The 13663-nt window shown below is 61.5% G+C and carries 13 protein-coding genes; 8 read left to right on the top strand and 5 right to left on the bottom strand.

Annotated features, from left to right (window positions below; all coding sequences use genetic code 11):
- Positions 1 to 66: 66 nt before the first annotated feature.
- The 3 genes from ACOQOQ_RS08520 (at position 67) to ACOQOQ_RS08510 (ending at position 1673) form a co-directional block, all read left to right on the top strand.
- A complete protein-coding gene (locus ACOQOQ_RS08520; RefSeq protein ID WP_420566564.1) occupies positions 67 to 606 on the top strand; it encodes a tetratricopeptide repeat protein in 540 nt (179 codons plus the stop codon).
- Positions 607 to 621: 15 nt separating this feature from the next.
- Positions 622 to 1101, top strand: a complete 480-nt coding sequence (locus tag ACOQOQ_RS08515; RefSeq protein ID WP_420566563.1) for a tetratricopeptide repeat protein — start codon at positions 622 to 624, stop codon at positions 1099 to 1101.
- 146 nt (positions 1102 to 1247) lie between these two features.
- Complete coding sequence (locus ACOQOQ_RS08510) at positions 1248 to 1673, top strand: c-type cytochrome (protein WP_420569703.1); 426 nt, start codon at positions 1248 to 1250, stop codon at positions 1671 to 1673.
- A 12-nt stretch (positions 1674 to 1685) separates the two neighbouring features.
- Here ACOQOQ_RS08510 and ACOQOQ_RS08505 read toward each other — a convergent pair whose 3' ends face one another.
- The gene (locus tag ACOQOQ_RS08505; protein WP_420569702.1) at positions 1686 to 2249 is read right to left on the bottom strand and encodes a hypothetical protein; all 564 of its coding nucleotides are present in this window, start codon (positions 2247 to 2249) and stop codon (positions 1686 to 1688) included.
- A 167-nt stretch (positions 2250 to 2416) separates the two neighbouring features.
- Between ACOQOQ_RS08505 and ACOQOQ_RS08500 the strand changes: the two genes are divergently transcribed.
- The 4 genes from ACOQOQ_RS08500 to ACOQOQ_RS08485 all read left to right on the top strand — a co-directional run bounded on the left by ACOQOQ_RS08500 (position 2417) and on the right by ACOQOQ_RS08485 (position 8474).
- Positions 2417 to 4180 carry a PQQ-dependent methanol/ethanol family dehydrogenase gene (locus ACOQOQ_RS08500; protein WP_420569701.1) on the top strand — a complete coding sequence of 588 codons (1764 nt, stop codon included), beginning with the start codon at positions 2417 to 2419 and terminating at the stop codon, positions 4178 to 4180.
- A 226-nt stretch (positions 4181 to 4406) separates the two neighbouring features.
- Positions 4407 to 5006: a LuxR C-terminal-related transcriptional regulator gene (locus ACOQOQ_RS08495; protein WP_420569749.1), complete on the top strand. Its 600-nt coding sequence runs from the start codon at positions 4407 to 4409 to the stop codon at positions 5004 to 5006.
- Positions 5007 to 5048: 42 nt separating this feature from the next.
- Positions 5049 to 6218, top strand: a complete 1170-nt coding sequence (locus ACOQOQ_RS08490; protein ID WP_420569700.1) for an FIST N-terminal domain-containing protein — start codon at positions 5049 to 5051, stop codon at positions 6216 to 6218.
- Positions 6219 to 6221: 3 nt separating this feature from the next.
- Entirely contained in the window at positions 6222 to 8474 is a 2253-nt protein-coding gene (locus ACOQOQ_RS08485; RefSeq protein ID WP_420569699.1) for a PAS-domain containing protein, read from the top strand.
- A gap of 1 nt (position 8475) precedes the next feature.
- Here ACOQOQ_RS08485 and ACOQOQ_RS08480 read toward each other — a convergent pair whose 3' ends face one another.
- The 3 genes from ACOQOQ_RS08480 to ACOQOQ_RS08470 are packed head-to-tail and all read right to left on the bottom strand — an operon-like array spanning position 8476 to position 11329.
- Positions 8476 to 9486, bottom strand: coding sequence for a YcjF family protein (locus tag ACOQOQ_RS08480; RefSeq protein ID WP_420569698.1), 1011 nt, complete (start codon positions 9484 to 9486; stop codon positions 8476 to 8478).
- A complete protein-coding gene (locus tag ACOQOQ_RS08475) occupies positions 9483 to 9920 on the bottom strand; it encodes a GNAT family N-acetyltransferase (RefSeq protein WP_420569697.1) in 438 nt (145 codons plus the stop codon). The genes ACOQOQ_RS08480 and ACOQOQ_RS08475 overlap by 4 nt, the downstream gene beginning before the upstream one ends.
- Entirely contained in the window at positions 9920 to 11329 is a 1410-nt protein-coding gene (locus ACOQOQ_RS08470; protein WP_420569696.1) for a YcjX family protein, read from the bottom strand. Before ACOQOQ_RS08470 ends, ACOQOQ_RS08475 begins: the two co-directional genes overlap by 1 nt.
- Positions 11330 to 11489: 160 nt before the next feature.
- Between ACOQOQ_RS08470 and truA the strand changes: the two genes are divergently transcribed.
- Positions 11490 to 12257: a tRNA pseudouridine(38-40) synthase TruA gene (truA, locus tag ACOQOQ_RS08465; protein WP_420569695.1), complete on the top strand. Its 768-nt coding sequence runs from the start codon at positions 11490 to 11492 to the stop codon at positions 12255 to 12257.
- Here truA and ACOQOQ_RS08460 read toward each other — a convergent pair.
- Positions 12254 to 13501, bottom strand: coding sequence for an NAD(P)/FAD-dependent oxidoreductase (locus ACOQOQ_RS08460; protein ID WP_420569694.1), 1248 nt, complete (start codon positions 13499 to 13501; stop codon positions 12254 to 12256). The genes truA and ACOQOQ_RS08460 overlap by 4 nt on opposite strands.
- Positions 13502 to 13663 lie beyond the last annotated feature (162 nt).

Below are 13663 nucleotides of genomic sequence, written 5' to 3'. Positions count from 1 at the left end.
GTACGACCACGACAGCCTTAAGCGAAAGCGCCGCGTGCGGTACAATCCGCGCCAGGAGGATGACACATGAAACGCACCGTACTGATTGCCGCCCTCGTTCTGGGCACCGCCGCCAGCGCCCAAGAGGACGACCCCGGGGGCATTCTGAACCCGCAGGACACCGGTTTTGGCCGGGTGATGCGCAACGTGGATGAAGGCGTGTTGGATATGACCACCTGCGCCACCGGATACTACATCACCAAGTCTGGCCGCCACGAGCTGGCCCGCCGCCTGTTCGAAGCCTGCGCCAACGCGGGCTATACCGGTGCGATGACCTGGATGAGCCAGCTGGACAACAATGGTCTGGGCGCCGAATACGACCCGGATTCCGCGGCCAATTGGGATAAGCAAGCCGCCGATGCGGGCGATCCGGTGGGCAAGTTCAACTATGGCCTGGACCTGATGCGCGGCCACGGTGTGACCAAGAACGAAACACTGGGTCGCCAGTATGTAGATCAGGCCGCAACCGAAGGTCTTCAGATCGCCAAACGCCTTCAGGGCGCGGGCTATGATCTGGACGAGGTCACGCCCGACGCTGACAACTGGAAATACGCTCCGCTGTTCTAATCAAAGGATACACGTATGAAATGGCTTTTGACCGCGCTGTTGCTGGCGTCTCCGGCTGCGGCCGATGACCTGGGAACGGTAAACCCAGACGAAGGCGGGATCACCATGCTCAGACAAGAACTGGCCCGTCGTCCCGACATGGCCGGGTTCCGGTGCTGGGTGGTCTACGAGACGCAAAAAGGCGGGCTGCACAGCGATGCTTTCGAAGCCCTGCTGGACTGCGCCCGATCGGGGAACGCGCCTTCGATGATCCTAACGGCGCATGCCTATGAAAACGGTTTGGGCGTCCCGGTTGATGCTGAACTGGCCGCCTATTGGGTCAAACAGGCCGCGCTTCAGGGCTATGCGGTGGGGATGCTTCACTATGGTATGGCGCTGCTGGATGGTGCGGGCGTTCCGCAAGACACCGGGCAGGCGCGTTTCTGGCTGGAGCGCGCCGCGAAAGCGGGGGACACCGACGCCAGGCGTGCGCTGATGCGGATGCAAATTTCATAACGCGGACGATAAATCAAAAAAGGGCCGGATGCGGCCCTTTTCTACGACTAAAGTAGTAGATAACTATCTGCTTTTATTGATCTTTATCAAGAAAACCAAACCTTGACCAGACGTATCCTCGGGCCATCCCAACCCTGGAGGATATGATGACTACTCCCCACCCCGCCCGCCTGATTTCGGTGCTTGCGCTGTGCCTGATGCCACTGCCCGCACTGGCCAGCGACGCCACCTTTGAATCTGTGAAAGTCAAAGCCGGAGAAGAGCTGTACGACGCGGAATGCCGCCGCTGCCATGCCTCGGATTCCGAACACGAAAGCTATGGCCCGCCCCTGGAAAACGTGATTGGCCGCGCGGCCGGCACCTATCCTGACTATGACTACTCGATCGCATTAGAGGCGTCCGGCATCGTCTGGACCGAACCCGCCCTGCGCGCCTGGATGGAAGACAACCAAGGCTTCATGCCCGGCACCAAGATGCGCCATGTTGGCATCAAGGATCACACCGTGCAGGAGTTCATCCTGTCCTATCTGCGCACAATCACGACCCGCGACGGGGCCAAGATCTCGGACTGATCCGCCGCAAATCTATTCGATCACAAGACGCGGCAACCAATGGCTTGCCGCGTCTGCCTCGTGCAGATCATCCGCAGAAATCGGGCGAAAATTCCCTTCGTCCGGGGGCGCTGACAGCACCTCCATATCCATTTCCCGCAGCGTGCCGACGATTCGATCACCGTCGATTTCCAGCTGGTAATAAACGCCGTTCCACATGTTGATTCCGTACTCGGTGGCGCCCTTCCACAGGAACAGAAGGTCGTATTCCAGATCGGTCAAATCGCTTGCGCTGACCTGCCTGCGATTGGCGTAGGGATAGGGGACGTGACACCAGTGCTTCTGGGCGCCTTCCAGACATTTGAATGGCCGCATCGACAAGAAGTGATCAGCGAATTTCACCTCGTCGAATTGCAGTGTGTATCGGCTGCCTTGTGCTTCTTTTTCGAACCGGACTGATCCGACTTTAATCCGACTATCCCCTTCGGAAACAAGGTAAATTTCTTTCTCCCCGACCACAGGATCAGCCGCCAAGCTTCCTGCAAAACTGGCCGCGAGCACCCCCGCGAAAACCGCTGGCACGTTCGTTGCTTTCATAGCGGAAACCTCCTTCTGTCTGGTCAGATAGTGGGAGCGACAAGTCGTGCGTCAAGGGTCGTACGACCATTGTGCAATACCGTCCCAACCGTGCGTGTTTGATACTGAATTCGTCCGGTGCCACTGCTGTGCGCCGAACCAATCGAGACATACGGGAGGAAGACCCAATGAACCGTTTTATCGCGACCGTGGTCGCTGGCGCCATGTCGGTGGGCATGGCCCATGCCGGCGTCACCGAGGACGATCTGAAGAACGATCAGACTATCACCGATCAGGTGGTTACCAACGGTATGGGGCGTCACTTGCAGCGCTACAGCCCGCTGGACACCCTGAATAAAGAAAACGTCCAGAACCTGGTGCCCGCCTGGGCCTTCAGCTTTGGTGGCGAAAAGCAGCGCGGCCAAGAAGCTCAGCCGATCGTCTATGATGGCATCATGTATGTGACCGGCTCGTATAGCCGTGTTTATGCCATCGACGTAATGACCGGCAAAGAGCTGTGGCAGTACGATGCACGTCTGCCCGAAGGCATCCTGCCCTGCTGTGACGTGATCAACCGCGGTGCCGCAATCTATGGCGACAACATTTATTTCGGCACTCTGGACGCCCGCATCGTCGCGCTGGACCGCAAGACCGGTGATGTTGTCTGGCGCAAGAAAATCGCAGACTACAAGGCTGGCTACAGCTACACCGCAGCCCCGCTGATCGTTGACGGCAAAGTCATCGTCGGCAACTCGGGTGGTGAGTTTGGCATCGTTGGCATGGTTTATGCCTATGACGCCAACAACGGTGATCTGGTCTGGACCCGTCCGATGATCGAAGGCCACATGGGCACCTACATGGGCAAAGAAAGCACCATGACCGGCGAGCTGAACGCAACCTGGCCCGGTGACATGTGGAAAACCGGCGGCGGCGCGACCTGGCTGGGTGGCTCGTACGACGCGGACACCGACACTCTGGTGTTTGGCGCTGGCAACCCTGCCCCCTGGAACTCGCACCTGCGTAACGCCGGCACCCCGGTCGAAGGCAACAAGGGTGACAACCTGTACGCAGCAAGCCGTGTTGGTATCGACCCCGAAAACGGCGAGATCAAGTGGCACTTCCAGACCACCCCGCGTGAAGGCTGGGACTATGACGGCGTGAACGAAGTCGTCGCCTATACCGACCGCGACGGCAACAAGCGTTTCGCCACTGCCGACCGTAACGGTTTCTTCTATGTTCTGAACCGCGAAGACGGTGCCTTTGTTTCGGCCAACCCCTTCGTCAAGGACATCAGCTGGGCCAGCGGCGTTGACGAGACCGGTCGTCCGATCTTTGTCGAGGAAAACCGCCCCGGTAACCCTGCTGCCTCCTCGGATGGCAAAAAGGGTGAAGTGATCTTTGCCTCGCCGTCCTTCCTGGGTGGTAAGAACTGGATGCCGATGGCGTTCAGCCAGAAGACCGGCAACTTCTATGTGCCTTCGAACGAATGGGGCATGGACATCTGGAACGAGCCGATCACCTACAAGAAAGGCGCAGCCTATCTGGGTGCTGGCTTCACCATCAAGCCGAACTATGAAGATCATATCGGTTCGCTGAAAGCCATCGACCCCGACACCGGCGAGTGGAAGTGGGAATACAAGAACGACGCACCCCTGTGGGGCGGCGTGATGACCACCGCAGGCGGTCTGGTGTTCTTTGGCACTCCCGAGGGCGAGTTCATCGCTCTGGATGACGAAACCGGCGAAAAGCTGTGGTCGTTCCAGACCGGTTCGGGCATCGTCGGCCAGCCCATCACTTGGGAAATGGAAGGCGAGCAGTATGTCTCGATCGTATCCGGCTGGGGCGGCGCTGTGCCTCTGTGGGGCGGCGAAGTGGCCAAGAAGGTCAACTACCTGAACCAGGGCGGCCTGGTCTGGACCTTCAAACTGCCCAAGCAGCTGGCGATGAAGTAAGCCATCCTAATTGCTGAAAACAACGAACGCGCGTCCAGATTTGGGCGCGCGTTTTGCACTACGACTTTTAGGTATATAGTCGCAGGGCTATCCCCCTGTTAGCCTTTCTTCAAAGAACGGAGAGCATCCAGTGCAAGCAATCGGCAAACACGAGACCCCCGAGGACAAGTCATTCTCGACCGCGTTGATCGTGGACGATCACCCGCTGTTTTGTGACGCCTTGTCGATGACCCTGCGCTCGACCGTGGGAATTGCCGAGATCGCGACGGCGGACACTCTGGAAAACGCCATCGACCACATCGCCCGTCACGGCGGGCCCGACGTGGTGGTGTTGGACCTGAACCTGCCGGACGTGAATGGGCTGGACGGGCTGGTTCGCATCCGCAATGTGACAGACGCGCCGATCGTTGTGGTGTCCTCGATGGCCGACAACCGCGTCATCAGCGGCGTGATCCATGCCGGTGCCAACGGCTTTGTGCCCAAGCACAGCCAGCGCGACGTGTTCCAGTCAGCCTTTGATGCGCTGCGCCGGTCCGAGATTTTCGTGCCCGCCGGGTATGTTCTGCTGGATCGCAACACCAGCACCGATCAATCCGATGTGCTGGAGCGGCTTGCCTCGCTGACCAATCAGCAGGCCCGCATCCTTCAGCTGATCTGCGAAGGCAAACTGAACAAGCAGATCGCCTATGACCTGTCGATCGCGGAAACAACGGTCAAGGCTCACGTCACCGCGATCATGCGCAAGCTGGGTGTTCAAAGTCGTACCCAGGCCGTTCTGATCGCCAAAGAGGCGAGTTTTACCAACGTCTTGCAAGATCGGACCTAAGGCGCGTAACATCTTCAGGTTACGAATGGGGAGGAGAACCTGATGCAACGGAGCGGCGACCTTTCGGGCGCGCTTGGGGGCGTGTCCGAATATGTCCGCACCGGCTTTGCCGAGGCGCGCGATCCTGACGCTGTTGCCAAGCTTGCGACCGTTCTGGATCCTGACCAGTTGGAACTGGTGATCCTTTTCGTCTCGCCCACAGCTGATATCCACAAAGTCGCCGCCCAGGCCAAACGGGCCTTTGCACCCGCGCTTGTGATCGGAAGCACCACCGCAGGCGAGCTGACCAATGATGGCTATACCGACGACAAGATCGTCGCCATCGGCCTGCCCCGCGCCCATTTCTGCGCCGGGGTTACGCTGGTGCCCAACCTGGACGACTACGAGCATCAATCCCTTATCGGCGAGCTGATCCGGTCGCGCCACGACATCGCCCGGCAAACGCCCGAGTGGCCCTCGGAATGCGCGATGCTTCTGGTGGATGGGCTGACCATGCACGAGGACGAACTGACCTCGCATCTGGCCCTGGGCGTCGGCCCGGTGCCCCTGTTCGGTGGCAGCGCAGGCGACGGTGATCGGTTCGAGGAAACCTTCGTCTTGCATGACGGTTCAGCCATTACCAACGCGGCCATCATCGTGCAGCTGCGCACCCGGTGCCAGATCGAGGTGTTCAATTCGGATCACTTGCTGCCCACCGACGACCGCATGGTGGTGACCGGCGCCGACCCGGCCCATCGCATCGTCCACGAGATCAACGCCGAACCCGCTGCCTTGGAATACGCTCGTTTGCTGGGAAAGGACCCCGAACAGCTGACCTCGTTCACCTTTGCGGCTCATCCGGTTGTGGTGCGGATCGGGGGGCAACACCATGTTCGCTCGATCCAGAAGGTCGAGGACAACGGCGACCTGGTGTTCTTTTCCGCCATTGATGAAGGCGTCGTTCTCACGCTGGCCGAAAGCACGGATATGGTCACCCATCTGGAAGGCGAGCTTGCCAAACTGACAGAACGTGGCCAACCGGACACGATCATTGCCTTTGACTGCATTTTCCGCCGGATGGAAGCCGAGCAGAAACAGCTCAAGGGGCAGCTGTCCGAGGTTCTGTCCCACTATAACGTGGTGGGGCTGTCGACTTATGGCGAACAGATAAACTCGCGCCACGTGAACCAGACGCTGACCGGCGTCGCGATCTATCCCCCCAAAGAGGACTAGGCCATGCTGAACGGCCTGATCAACCAGCAAGACTCGCTGGAGCGCCAGAACGAAAAGCTGCAAAAGATTGTCGAGACGCTGATGAAGCGGGTCGAACAGGACACGGGCTCGTCCGGGGTGGCCTATGCGCAGTTCCAACGCGCCGTCCTGCTGGAAGAAGAGGTCCGCGCCCGGACCCGCGATCTGGGCCGCGCGCTGGACCTGCTGAACGAATCCAACGCCAAGCTGGCAATCGCCAACCAGGAAACCGAGGCCGCCCGCGCAGATCTGGCCAATGCAATCGAAACCGTGCAAGAGGGCTTTGCCCTGTTCAACGCCGACGAAAAGCTGGTGATGTGCAACAGCCGTTTCGGCATGCATATGGGCGACATCAAGCCCGATCTGAAACCCGGCCTGACCTTTGGAGACTATGTCCATCGCGTCAGCCGCAGTCGCTATCTGTCCCTGCCCCGCGGCGAAACAGCCGAGCAATGGGAACAGCGCCGCCTGGATCGCCACAAGGACACCAGCGTGATTTTCAACGTCCGCCTGACCGGCCGGCGCTGGATCCAGGTTAGCGAGCACCGGACGCCCTCGGGGGGGACGGTGATCCTGCAGACGGACGTGACCGACATTGTCCGGCTGGAACGACAGGAACGCGAGCGGCTGATCGACGACCAGGCCCGCCTGATCCGCGCCACGCTGGAGCACCTCAAACAAGGCGTGTGCATCTTTGACAGTTTTGGCCGCCTTGTGGGCTGGAACCATCGTGTGTCGGAACTTCTGTCTTTGGGCGTGCGCCGTTTTCAGCTGGGCAGCAAATTCTCGACCATCTGCGATTTCTTCCGCTCAAGCTATACGTTCTCAGCGGGCGTCACCCCTGACGGGATCGTGGACTGGGCCGAGAACAAGACCGAACGCGCGCCTCTGTCTTTTGAAATGCAGCGCGGACTGGACATGACGCTGGCTGTATTCATGCAGGAAATGCCGGACCGGGGTTTCGTGATCAGCTTTACCGACATCACCGCCGAACGCGCCGCTATCCGCGCCATGACCGAGGCGAAAGAGACCCTGGAACACCGGGTTTTCGAACGCACGCTGGAACTGGAAGACGCCCTGTCCGAGGCGGAACGGGCCAATGCCTCGAAATCACGCTTTGTGGCAGCGGCCAGCCACGATCTGCTGCAACCTTTGTCCGCGGCCAAACTATATGTGGCGTCGCTGGAGCATGACATCACCGAACCCGAGCCACATTCGCTTTTGACCAAGGCCGCCAGTGCGCTGCAATCTGTGGAAAACATCCTGGGGGCGCTGCTGGACATCTCGAAGCTGGATTCAGGGCTGGCGCACACGCATATCTCGACCGTTGACCTAGGCACGATGGTGCGACAGCTGGGCGACGAGCTGGGCCCGCTGGGCGCTGCCAAGGGGTTGGATTTCCGCATCGTTCATACAGAGGCGAAGGTTTCGTCAGATGCCACATACCTGCGCCGCATCCTGCAGAACCTGCTGTCCAATGCCATCCGCTATACCACCACGGGCAAGGTCCTGATTGGTGTGCGCCATCAGCAAAACTCGGTCCGGGTCGAGGTCTGGGACACAGGCCCCGGCATCCCCGAAGAGGAACAGTTTCGGATTTTCGGCGAGTTCCAACGCATCAACGCCACCGCCAGCGCCACCGACGGAATGGGCCTTGGGCTGGCCATCGTCGAGCGCGCCTGCGCCCTGCTGCAACACCCGCTTGAACTGAAATCGCGCGTGGGTGTCGGCACGCTTTTCTCGGTCGAGCTGCCCCGTGCGCATCCCCAACCCATTCAGGCGCATCAGGCCGTCTTTCGCCATCACAGCCAGCCCGGTGACGTCAGCAACATGGTTGTACTGCTGATCGAGAACGATGATGAGCTGCGCAACGCCATGGCCATTACAATGGAGCAATGGAGCGTGGACGTTCTGACCTGCGCCGGCGGCAGCGAGGCAATGGACCTGCTTGACGAAATCGACATCACGCCGGACGCGATCGTCGCCGATTATCAACTGGACGACGGCGAAGACGGTCTGACAGCAATCCGTCAGCTGCGCGCTGCGCATGGTAAGATACCGGCCTGCGTGATCTCGGCCAATCGCAGCACCGATCTGGTAATGGCCTGCGAAGCCGTCGGCATTCCGCTGCTCTACAAGCCTTTGGACCCGCCGATGCTGCGCGAATTCCTGCAACGCAGCTCGGCCCCGCCCAAGCCTATTGTCATTGGCACCACCCGGCGCAACGTGGCCGAGTAGGTCAGTCTTCTTTTCGGTCCTCTTTGCCGAACAGCCCCGTCAGTGCGCGCTTGACCAATCCGGTGACCGAGGGGCGTTGCGCGCGCACGAATGGCAGAGGGCGGCAGACCTCCATCGCGGCCACGCCGACGCGGGCCGTCAGGGCGCCGTTCACCACGCCTTCGCCAAAGCGACGCGACAGTTTGGACAGGACACCTCCGCCCGCGATCGAGCTGATCAGGTCGTCGCCCACTGCTACTGCCCCTGTCGCCACAAGGTGGGTCATCACAGCCCGCGCCAGACGCCAGCTGCCCAGGGTGCCTGCGCGCCCGCCGTAGATCTCGGCCACGCGGCGGATCATCCGCAGGTTCGCGGTCAGCGCCGCAAACACATCCGCCAAGGCCAGCGGCACGATGGCCGTCACCGTGGCAACCTGTCGGGCGGCGGCCTCGATCTCGCGCATGGCGGCCTGATCAAGCGGCGCCAGATACTCGGCCTCGGCTAGATCCAACAGGGCATCAGCATCGAATTGTTCGTCTTTACGTTCGTCAAACCGGGCGCGGGCCCAGTCCAGCTCGGCCCGGCCGCGATACAGGGCCCCGATCTGCGCCACCACTTTGCGCGCCTTGCCCAGATCCTGATCGGCCCGCGCCTCGGAACCCGCGCGGTGCAGCTTGTCTAGGCGGGACAAGCGGCCAAAAGCGGCAAGTTCGCGCACTGCAGCGATCAGCAGGACCAAAAGGAAACTGACCGTCAGCACCGCCACGCCATAGCCCAGCAAGGGCACGCGGGCGATTAGCCCCATCACGAAATCCCACGCCGCGACCGAGACCACGGCCCCCAGCAGCGACAGCCCCAGCGCCCATATCCACTTGGCCAATCCCGAGCCGCCCGGCGCCCGCGCCGCAAGCGTTACCGCTCGCGTCATCGCGGCGCCACTGGGTTGCGCCAGATCGGGCACGGGCGGCGCATTGTCCGGCCCCTCGGCCTGCGGCTGGTCTTCGAGGTCAATAAGGATCGGGCCCTTGCTCATGCGCTGCTCTTTCTGGTCCAGGTCAGTTGAATGTCGGGCTGGTGTTCGTCGTTTCCCTCACCGTTGGTGCGAACCCCTTCGGTGAACCCCTGCGCCTGATAGAAAGCCCGTGCGGTGTGATTGTCCTGCAAGGTCCACAGCTCCAGCTTGGCGCATGTGGCCTTGGCCTCGTTCAGCAGGGCCCGGCCGACGCCGCCCCCCTGCGCACGCGGATGGACATACAAGGCATGCACCCGTTCGTCATCGCGCACAATGAAACCGGCAATGCCGCGCTGATCGGTGATCATGCGAACCCAGCCCTGCAGCACCACCCGCGCCATCAGCCGCGCGTCAGTCCACCAGTTGCGCCCTTCACCACCATTGGTACGCGTGTGCAGCCACAGGATGCTGAGCAGCCAGGGGACATGATAGAAACGAGCGGGTCTGGGCTCCATCACAGGCGGTCTCCGATCAGGAACTGGGCCGCGCGGTCCAGCCGGATATGAGGCGGACCCTCGCCCGGCTTCAGGGTCAGCGGCGCGGGGGCGAAGCTCATGATCTTATAGTCAGCCTCCAGCCATTTGTGCGCCCCCGACCGGGCCGGAGACAACAGATGCGCCGGGTCATCGGGCAAGGCGCCAGGATAAAAGGCCGCGCGTTTGCCGGTGTCCAGCAATGTCCCGCGCACCACGTCCAGCGCGGTGCCGTCATGCGTCAGCCGGTCCTCGGTCGTGGCCCGCAGCGAGGCCAGCGCCATCGCCCGCGTTTCCGCCCCGGCGAAATCGGCGCGATCACGGGCGTCGCGCGTCAGCGCCTCCATGATGGCGCTAAGCTTGGCGTGCTGGGAATGATGAAGATGATCGGCCTTGGTTGCGGCGAACAGGATTTTCTCGACCCGTTTGCCCAGCAAAAGACGGGTCAGAAAGGCGTTTCGACCGGGACGGAAAGCCGACAGGATATCGGCCATGGCGCGACGCAGATCCTCGACCGCCTGCGGTCCGTTGTGGATCGCCCCCAGCGCATCGACCAATACCACCTGCCGGTCAATCCGGGAGAAATGATCACGGAAAAACGGTTTCACGACCTTGGATTTATACGCCTCAAAGCGGCGTTCCATCTCGCGCAGAAGCGTGCCGCGCTTGGACGGGCCGGACAGCGGGGCGAAGGTCAGCGCGGGACTTCCTGCCAGATCGCCGGGCAGCAGAAACCGCCCCGGCGTACAGTCAGAGTACCCGTTGTCCCGCGCCGCCGTCAGATACGCGGTGAACGCGGCGGCCAGCGCCTGCGCGGTGGGCTCGTCATGCTGGGCCTGAGTGTCTGTATCGGTCAACAAATCGCGATATGCGGCGGCCTCGGGGCGGTCCGCGATCCGCTCCAGCACATCAGCGGACCAGTCGGCAAAGCTCTTGTCCAAAAGGCCCAGGTCCAGCAGCCATTCTCCGGGATAATCCACAATGTCCAGATGGATTGTGCGCGGACCCGACAGGCCAGACAGCAGCCCCGTGGGCCGCACCCGCAGCGACAGGCGCAGCTCGCTGACCGAACGGGTCGACGCCGGCCAATAAGGTGCAGGCGAGGTCAGCGCTGCCAAGTGGTTCTCAAAGTCAAAGCGGGGGATCGTGTCATCGGGTTGGGGCTGCAGATAGGCAGCCTCGATCCGCCCCTCGGCACCGGCCAGAAGCCCGGGCATCCGGCCCCGGTCCAGCAGGTTGGCAACCAACGAGGTGATGAATACCGTCTTGCCGGAACGCGCCAGCCCGGTGACGCCCAGACGGATGACCGGCTCGAACAAAGCTTCCGAAATGTTGTCGCCGACCGCCTCGACCCCGCGGGTCAGGCCATCGGCCAGATCGGTCAATCCCAATTGCTCTACCTCTGTTTGTCTGCTCATCCCCAAGATAGGCATGGTTTGGCGTTCGTGAAAGCGTTGGGGGCACGGATCGCATGAATTTCCCCCAAGGTGCGGTCTGAAAAGTGCACGGCAGCGCTTTTCCCGGACGGGTTTTCGCGCTAGGACCGCGCCCATGCCCAGATACGCGCTTAAAATCGAATACCACGGAGCCCCATTCGTAGGATGGCAACGGCAGACCGACCAGCCCTCGGTTCAGGGGGCGATCGAGGCTGCGCTGACCAAGCTTGAGCCTGGCCCCCACTCGGTCACCGCCGCCGGACGGACCGATGCGGGCGTGCATGCCCGGGCGCAGGTGGCCCATTGCGACATGCAAAAAGACTGGGACCCCTTCCGCCTGTCCGAAGCGTTGAACTTTCATCTAAAGCCTCAGCCCGTGGCCATCGTGGCTGCCGCAAAGGTGGATGACGACTGGCATGCGAGGTTCTCGGCGATCGAACGGCAGTACACCTTCCGCCTGCTGATGCGCCGCGCGCCCGCAACCCACGATGCGGGGCTGGTGTGGCAAGTTTCGCGCGAGCTGGCGTTGGAACCGATGCAGGAAGCCGCCGAACACCTGCTTGGACGGCATGATTTCACGACCTTCCGGTCCACGATCTGTCAGGCCGCCAGCCCGGTAAAAACCCTGGACGAACTGACTATCACCCGCGTCGATGGGTGGTCCGGCCCCGAGATCCGGTTTTTCCTGCGCGCGCGCTCGTTCCTGCACAACCAGGTGCGCAGCTTTGTCGGAACGTTAGAGCGCGTGGGCGCGGGCAGTTGGCCCCCTAGCCAGGTCAAACAGGCACTAGAGGCATGCGACCGCGCGGCCTGCGGGCCGGTATGCCCGCCCCAGGGGCTGTACCTGTCTGGCGTCGGTTATCCCGAAGACCCCTTCACCTAGGCGCGCTGGAACCGGCCCGGATCATAGGGCGCAAGATCGATATTGGGGGTCTGTCCGTTGGCCAACTGCGCCAGAAGACGGCCCGTTTTTGCACCGCCGGTCAGGCCCACATGGTGATGCCCCACCCCCATGAAGACACCTTTGACGCCAGGCACTTCGCCGATCATGGGCAGCGAATCCGTCAGCACGGGGCGATGCCCCATCCACTCGGTTTTTTCGTCCCAGGTCAGGTCCGGCATCGCCGCCCGGATCGAGGACATCAGCAACTTGAATGGCCCGCGTGAAGGACCGGCTTTCAGCCCTCCGAATTCGACGATCCCGGCCAGGCGCAGACGACCTTCCATGGGGGTTACGACAAACTGACCTTCATTCACCAGGATCGGGTGACGCGGCATGACCGAGGGGTTCCACAGCTCGACATGGTAACCACGCTCTGACTCAAGCGGCATCGAAACGCCCAAAGCGCGGGCCAGCGGGCCGCTCCAGGCTCCGGTGGTGATGACCGCAGCATCACAGCCCAGCGTTTCCCCATCCAGACGCAGCCCCGTGACATGGCCGTTTTGGCGGATAATATCGGTGACATCGGCGCGGATGACACGGCCACCGTTTGCCTCCAGATGGGCCGCCAGAGATTTGACGTAAGCCCCCGGGTCAGATATCCGGCCATGCTGGGGAAAGGCTGCGCCGAACCCCATACTGCCATTCAGCGCCGGGTCATAGCGGCGCAGGGCCTCGCCCTCAAGCTCGGTCCACTCAAAGCCGTTTTCCCTTTTTAAATCATAGGTATACCCATCCGCCTGAAAGGCCGCACGATCGCGGTAGATATAGGTGAAATCGCACTCGTGAAGGTAATTTTCGGCCGGGGTGCCCTCGGCAAGCGCCCGGTGGTCGGCCAGGCTGTCCTTGATCAACGCGCTAAGGGCGCGGGCGGTGGCGCGCGCGTCACGATCATTGGCACGCGCCACGTAACGCAACAACCAAGGTGCCAGTTTGGGCAAGTAGCCCCATTTCAGGAACAAGGGTTTCTTGGGGTTGAACACATAATTGGGGGCCTGCCCGATCAGACCGGGCACCGGAACGGGGACCACCGCACACGAGGCCAGCACACCACCGTTCCCGAAAGACGCCCCTTCGGCCGGACCGATCCGATCAATCAGCGTGACCTTCATACCGGCGCGCTGCGCCCAAACGGCTGTGGCGGTGCCGACGATACCGGCTCCGACAATGGCAATTTGTTGGCCCACCCGACTCAACCCTTTTTTCTATGTTTCGCGTCGCCATGATGGGCGGAGCCATGCCCCATGCCAAGCAGGAAAGCAACTTTCCATCAGGCTTGGACAAAATGACCCAAGCCTCACCAAAAGATGATTCCTATCTGTGCGGCCCCGGTGTAAGTTTCGAGGAAA

Origin of the sequence: Thalassovita sp., assembly GCF_965218685.1 — a bacterium.
GTDB lineage: Bacteria > Pseudomonadota > Alphaproteobacteria > Rhodobacterales > Rhodobacteraceae > Thalassobius.
Note: the sequence above shows the minus strand (reverse complement) of the source record. Positions and strands in the feature narration are given on the sequence as shown.

Bases quoted from the DNA above. Each gene is read 5' to 3' on its own strand.
- ACOQOQ_RS08520 (WP_420566564.1), top strand. From the start codon at position 67: ATGAAACGCACCGTACTGATTGCCGCCCTCGTTCTGGGCACCGCCGCC.
- ACOQOQ_RS08515 (WP_420566563.1), top strand. From the start codon at position 622: ATGAAATGGCTTTTGACCGCGCTGTTGCTGGCGTCTCCGGCTGCGGCC.
- ACOQOQ_RS08510 (WP_420569703.1), top strand. From the start codon at position 1,248: ATGACTACTCCCCACCCCGCCCGCCTGATTTCGGTGCTTGCGCTGTGC.
- ACOQOQ_RS08505 (WP_420569702.1), bottom strand. From the start codon at position 2,249: ATGAAAGCAACGAACGTGCCAGCGGTTTTCGCGGGGGTGCTCGCGGCC.
- ACOQOQ_RS08500 (WP_420569701.1), top strand. From the start codon at position 2,417: ATGAACCGTTTTATCGCGACCGTGGTCGCTGGCGCCATGTCGGTGGGC.
- ACOQOQ_RS08495 (WP_420569749.1), top strand. From the start codon at position 4,407: ATGACCCTGCGCTCGACCGTGGGAATTGCCGAGATCGCGACGGCGGAC.
- ACOQOQ_RS08490 (WP_420569700.1), top strand. From the start codon at position 5,049: ATGCAACGGAGCGGCGACCTTTCGGGCGCGCTTGGGGGCGTGTCCGAA.
- ACOQOQ_RS08485 (WP_420569699.1), top strand. From the start codon at position 6,222: ATGCTGAACGGCCTGATCAACCAGCAAGACTCGCTGGAGCGCCAGAAC.
- ACOQOQ_RS08480 (WP_420569698.1), bottom strand. From the start codon at position 9,486: ATGAGCAAGGGCCCGATCCTTATTGACCTCGAAGACCAGCCGCAGGCC.
- ACOQOQ_RS08475 (WP_420569697.1), bottom strand. From the start codon at position 9,920: ATGGAGCCCAGACCCGCTCGTTTCTATCATGTCCCCTGGCTGCTCAGC.
- truA (WP_420569695.1), top strand. From the start codon at position 11,490: ATGCCCAGATACGCGCTTAAAATCGAATACCACGGAGCCCCATTCGTA.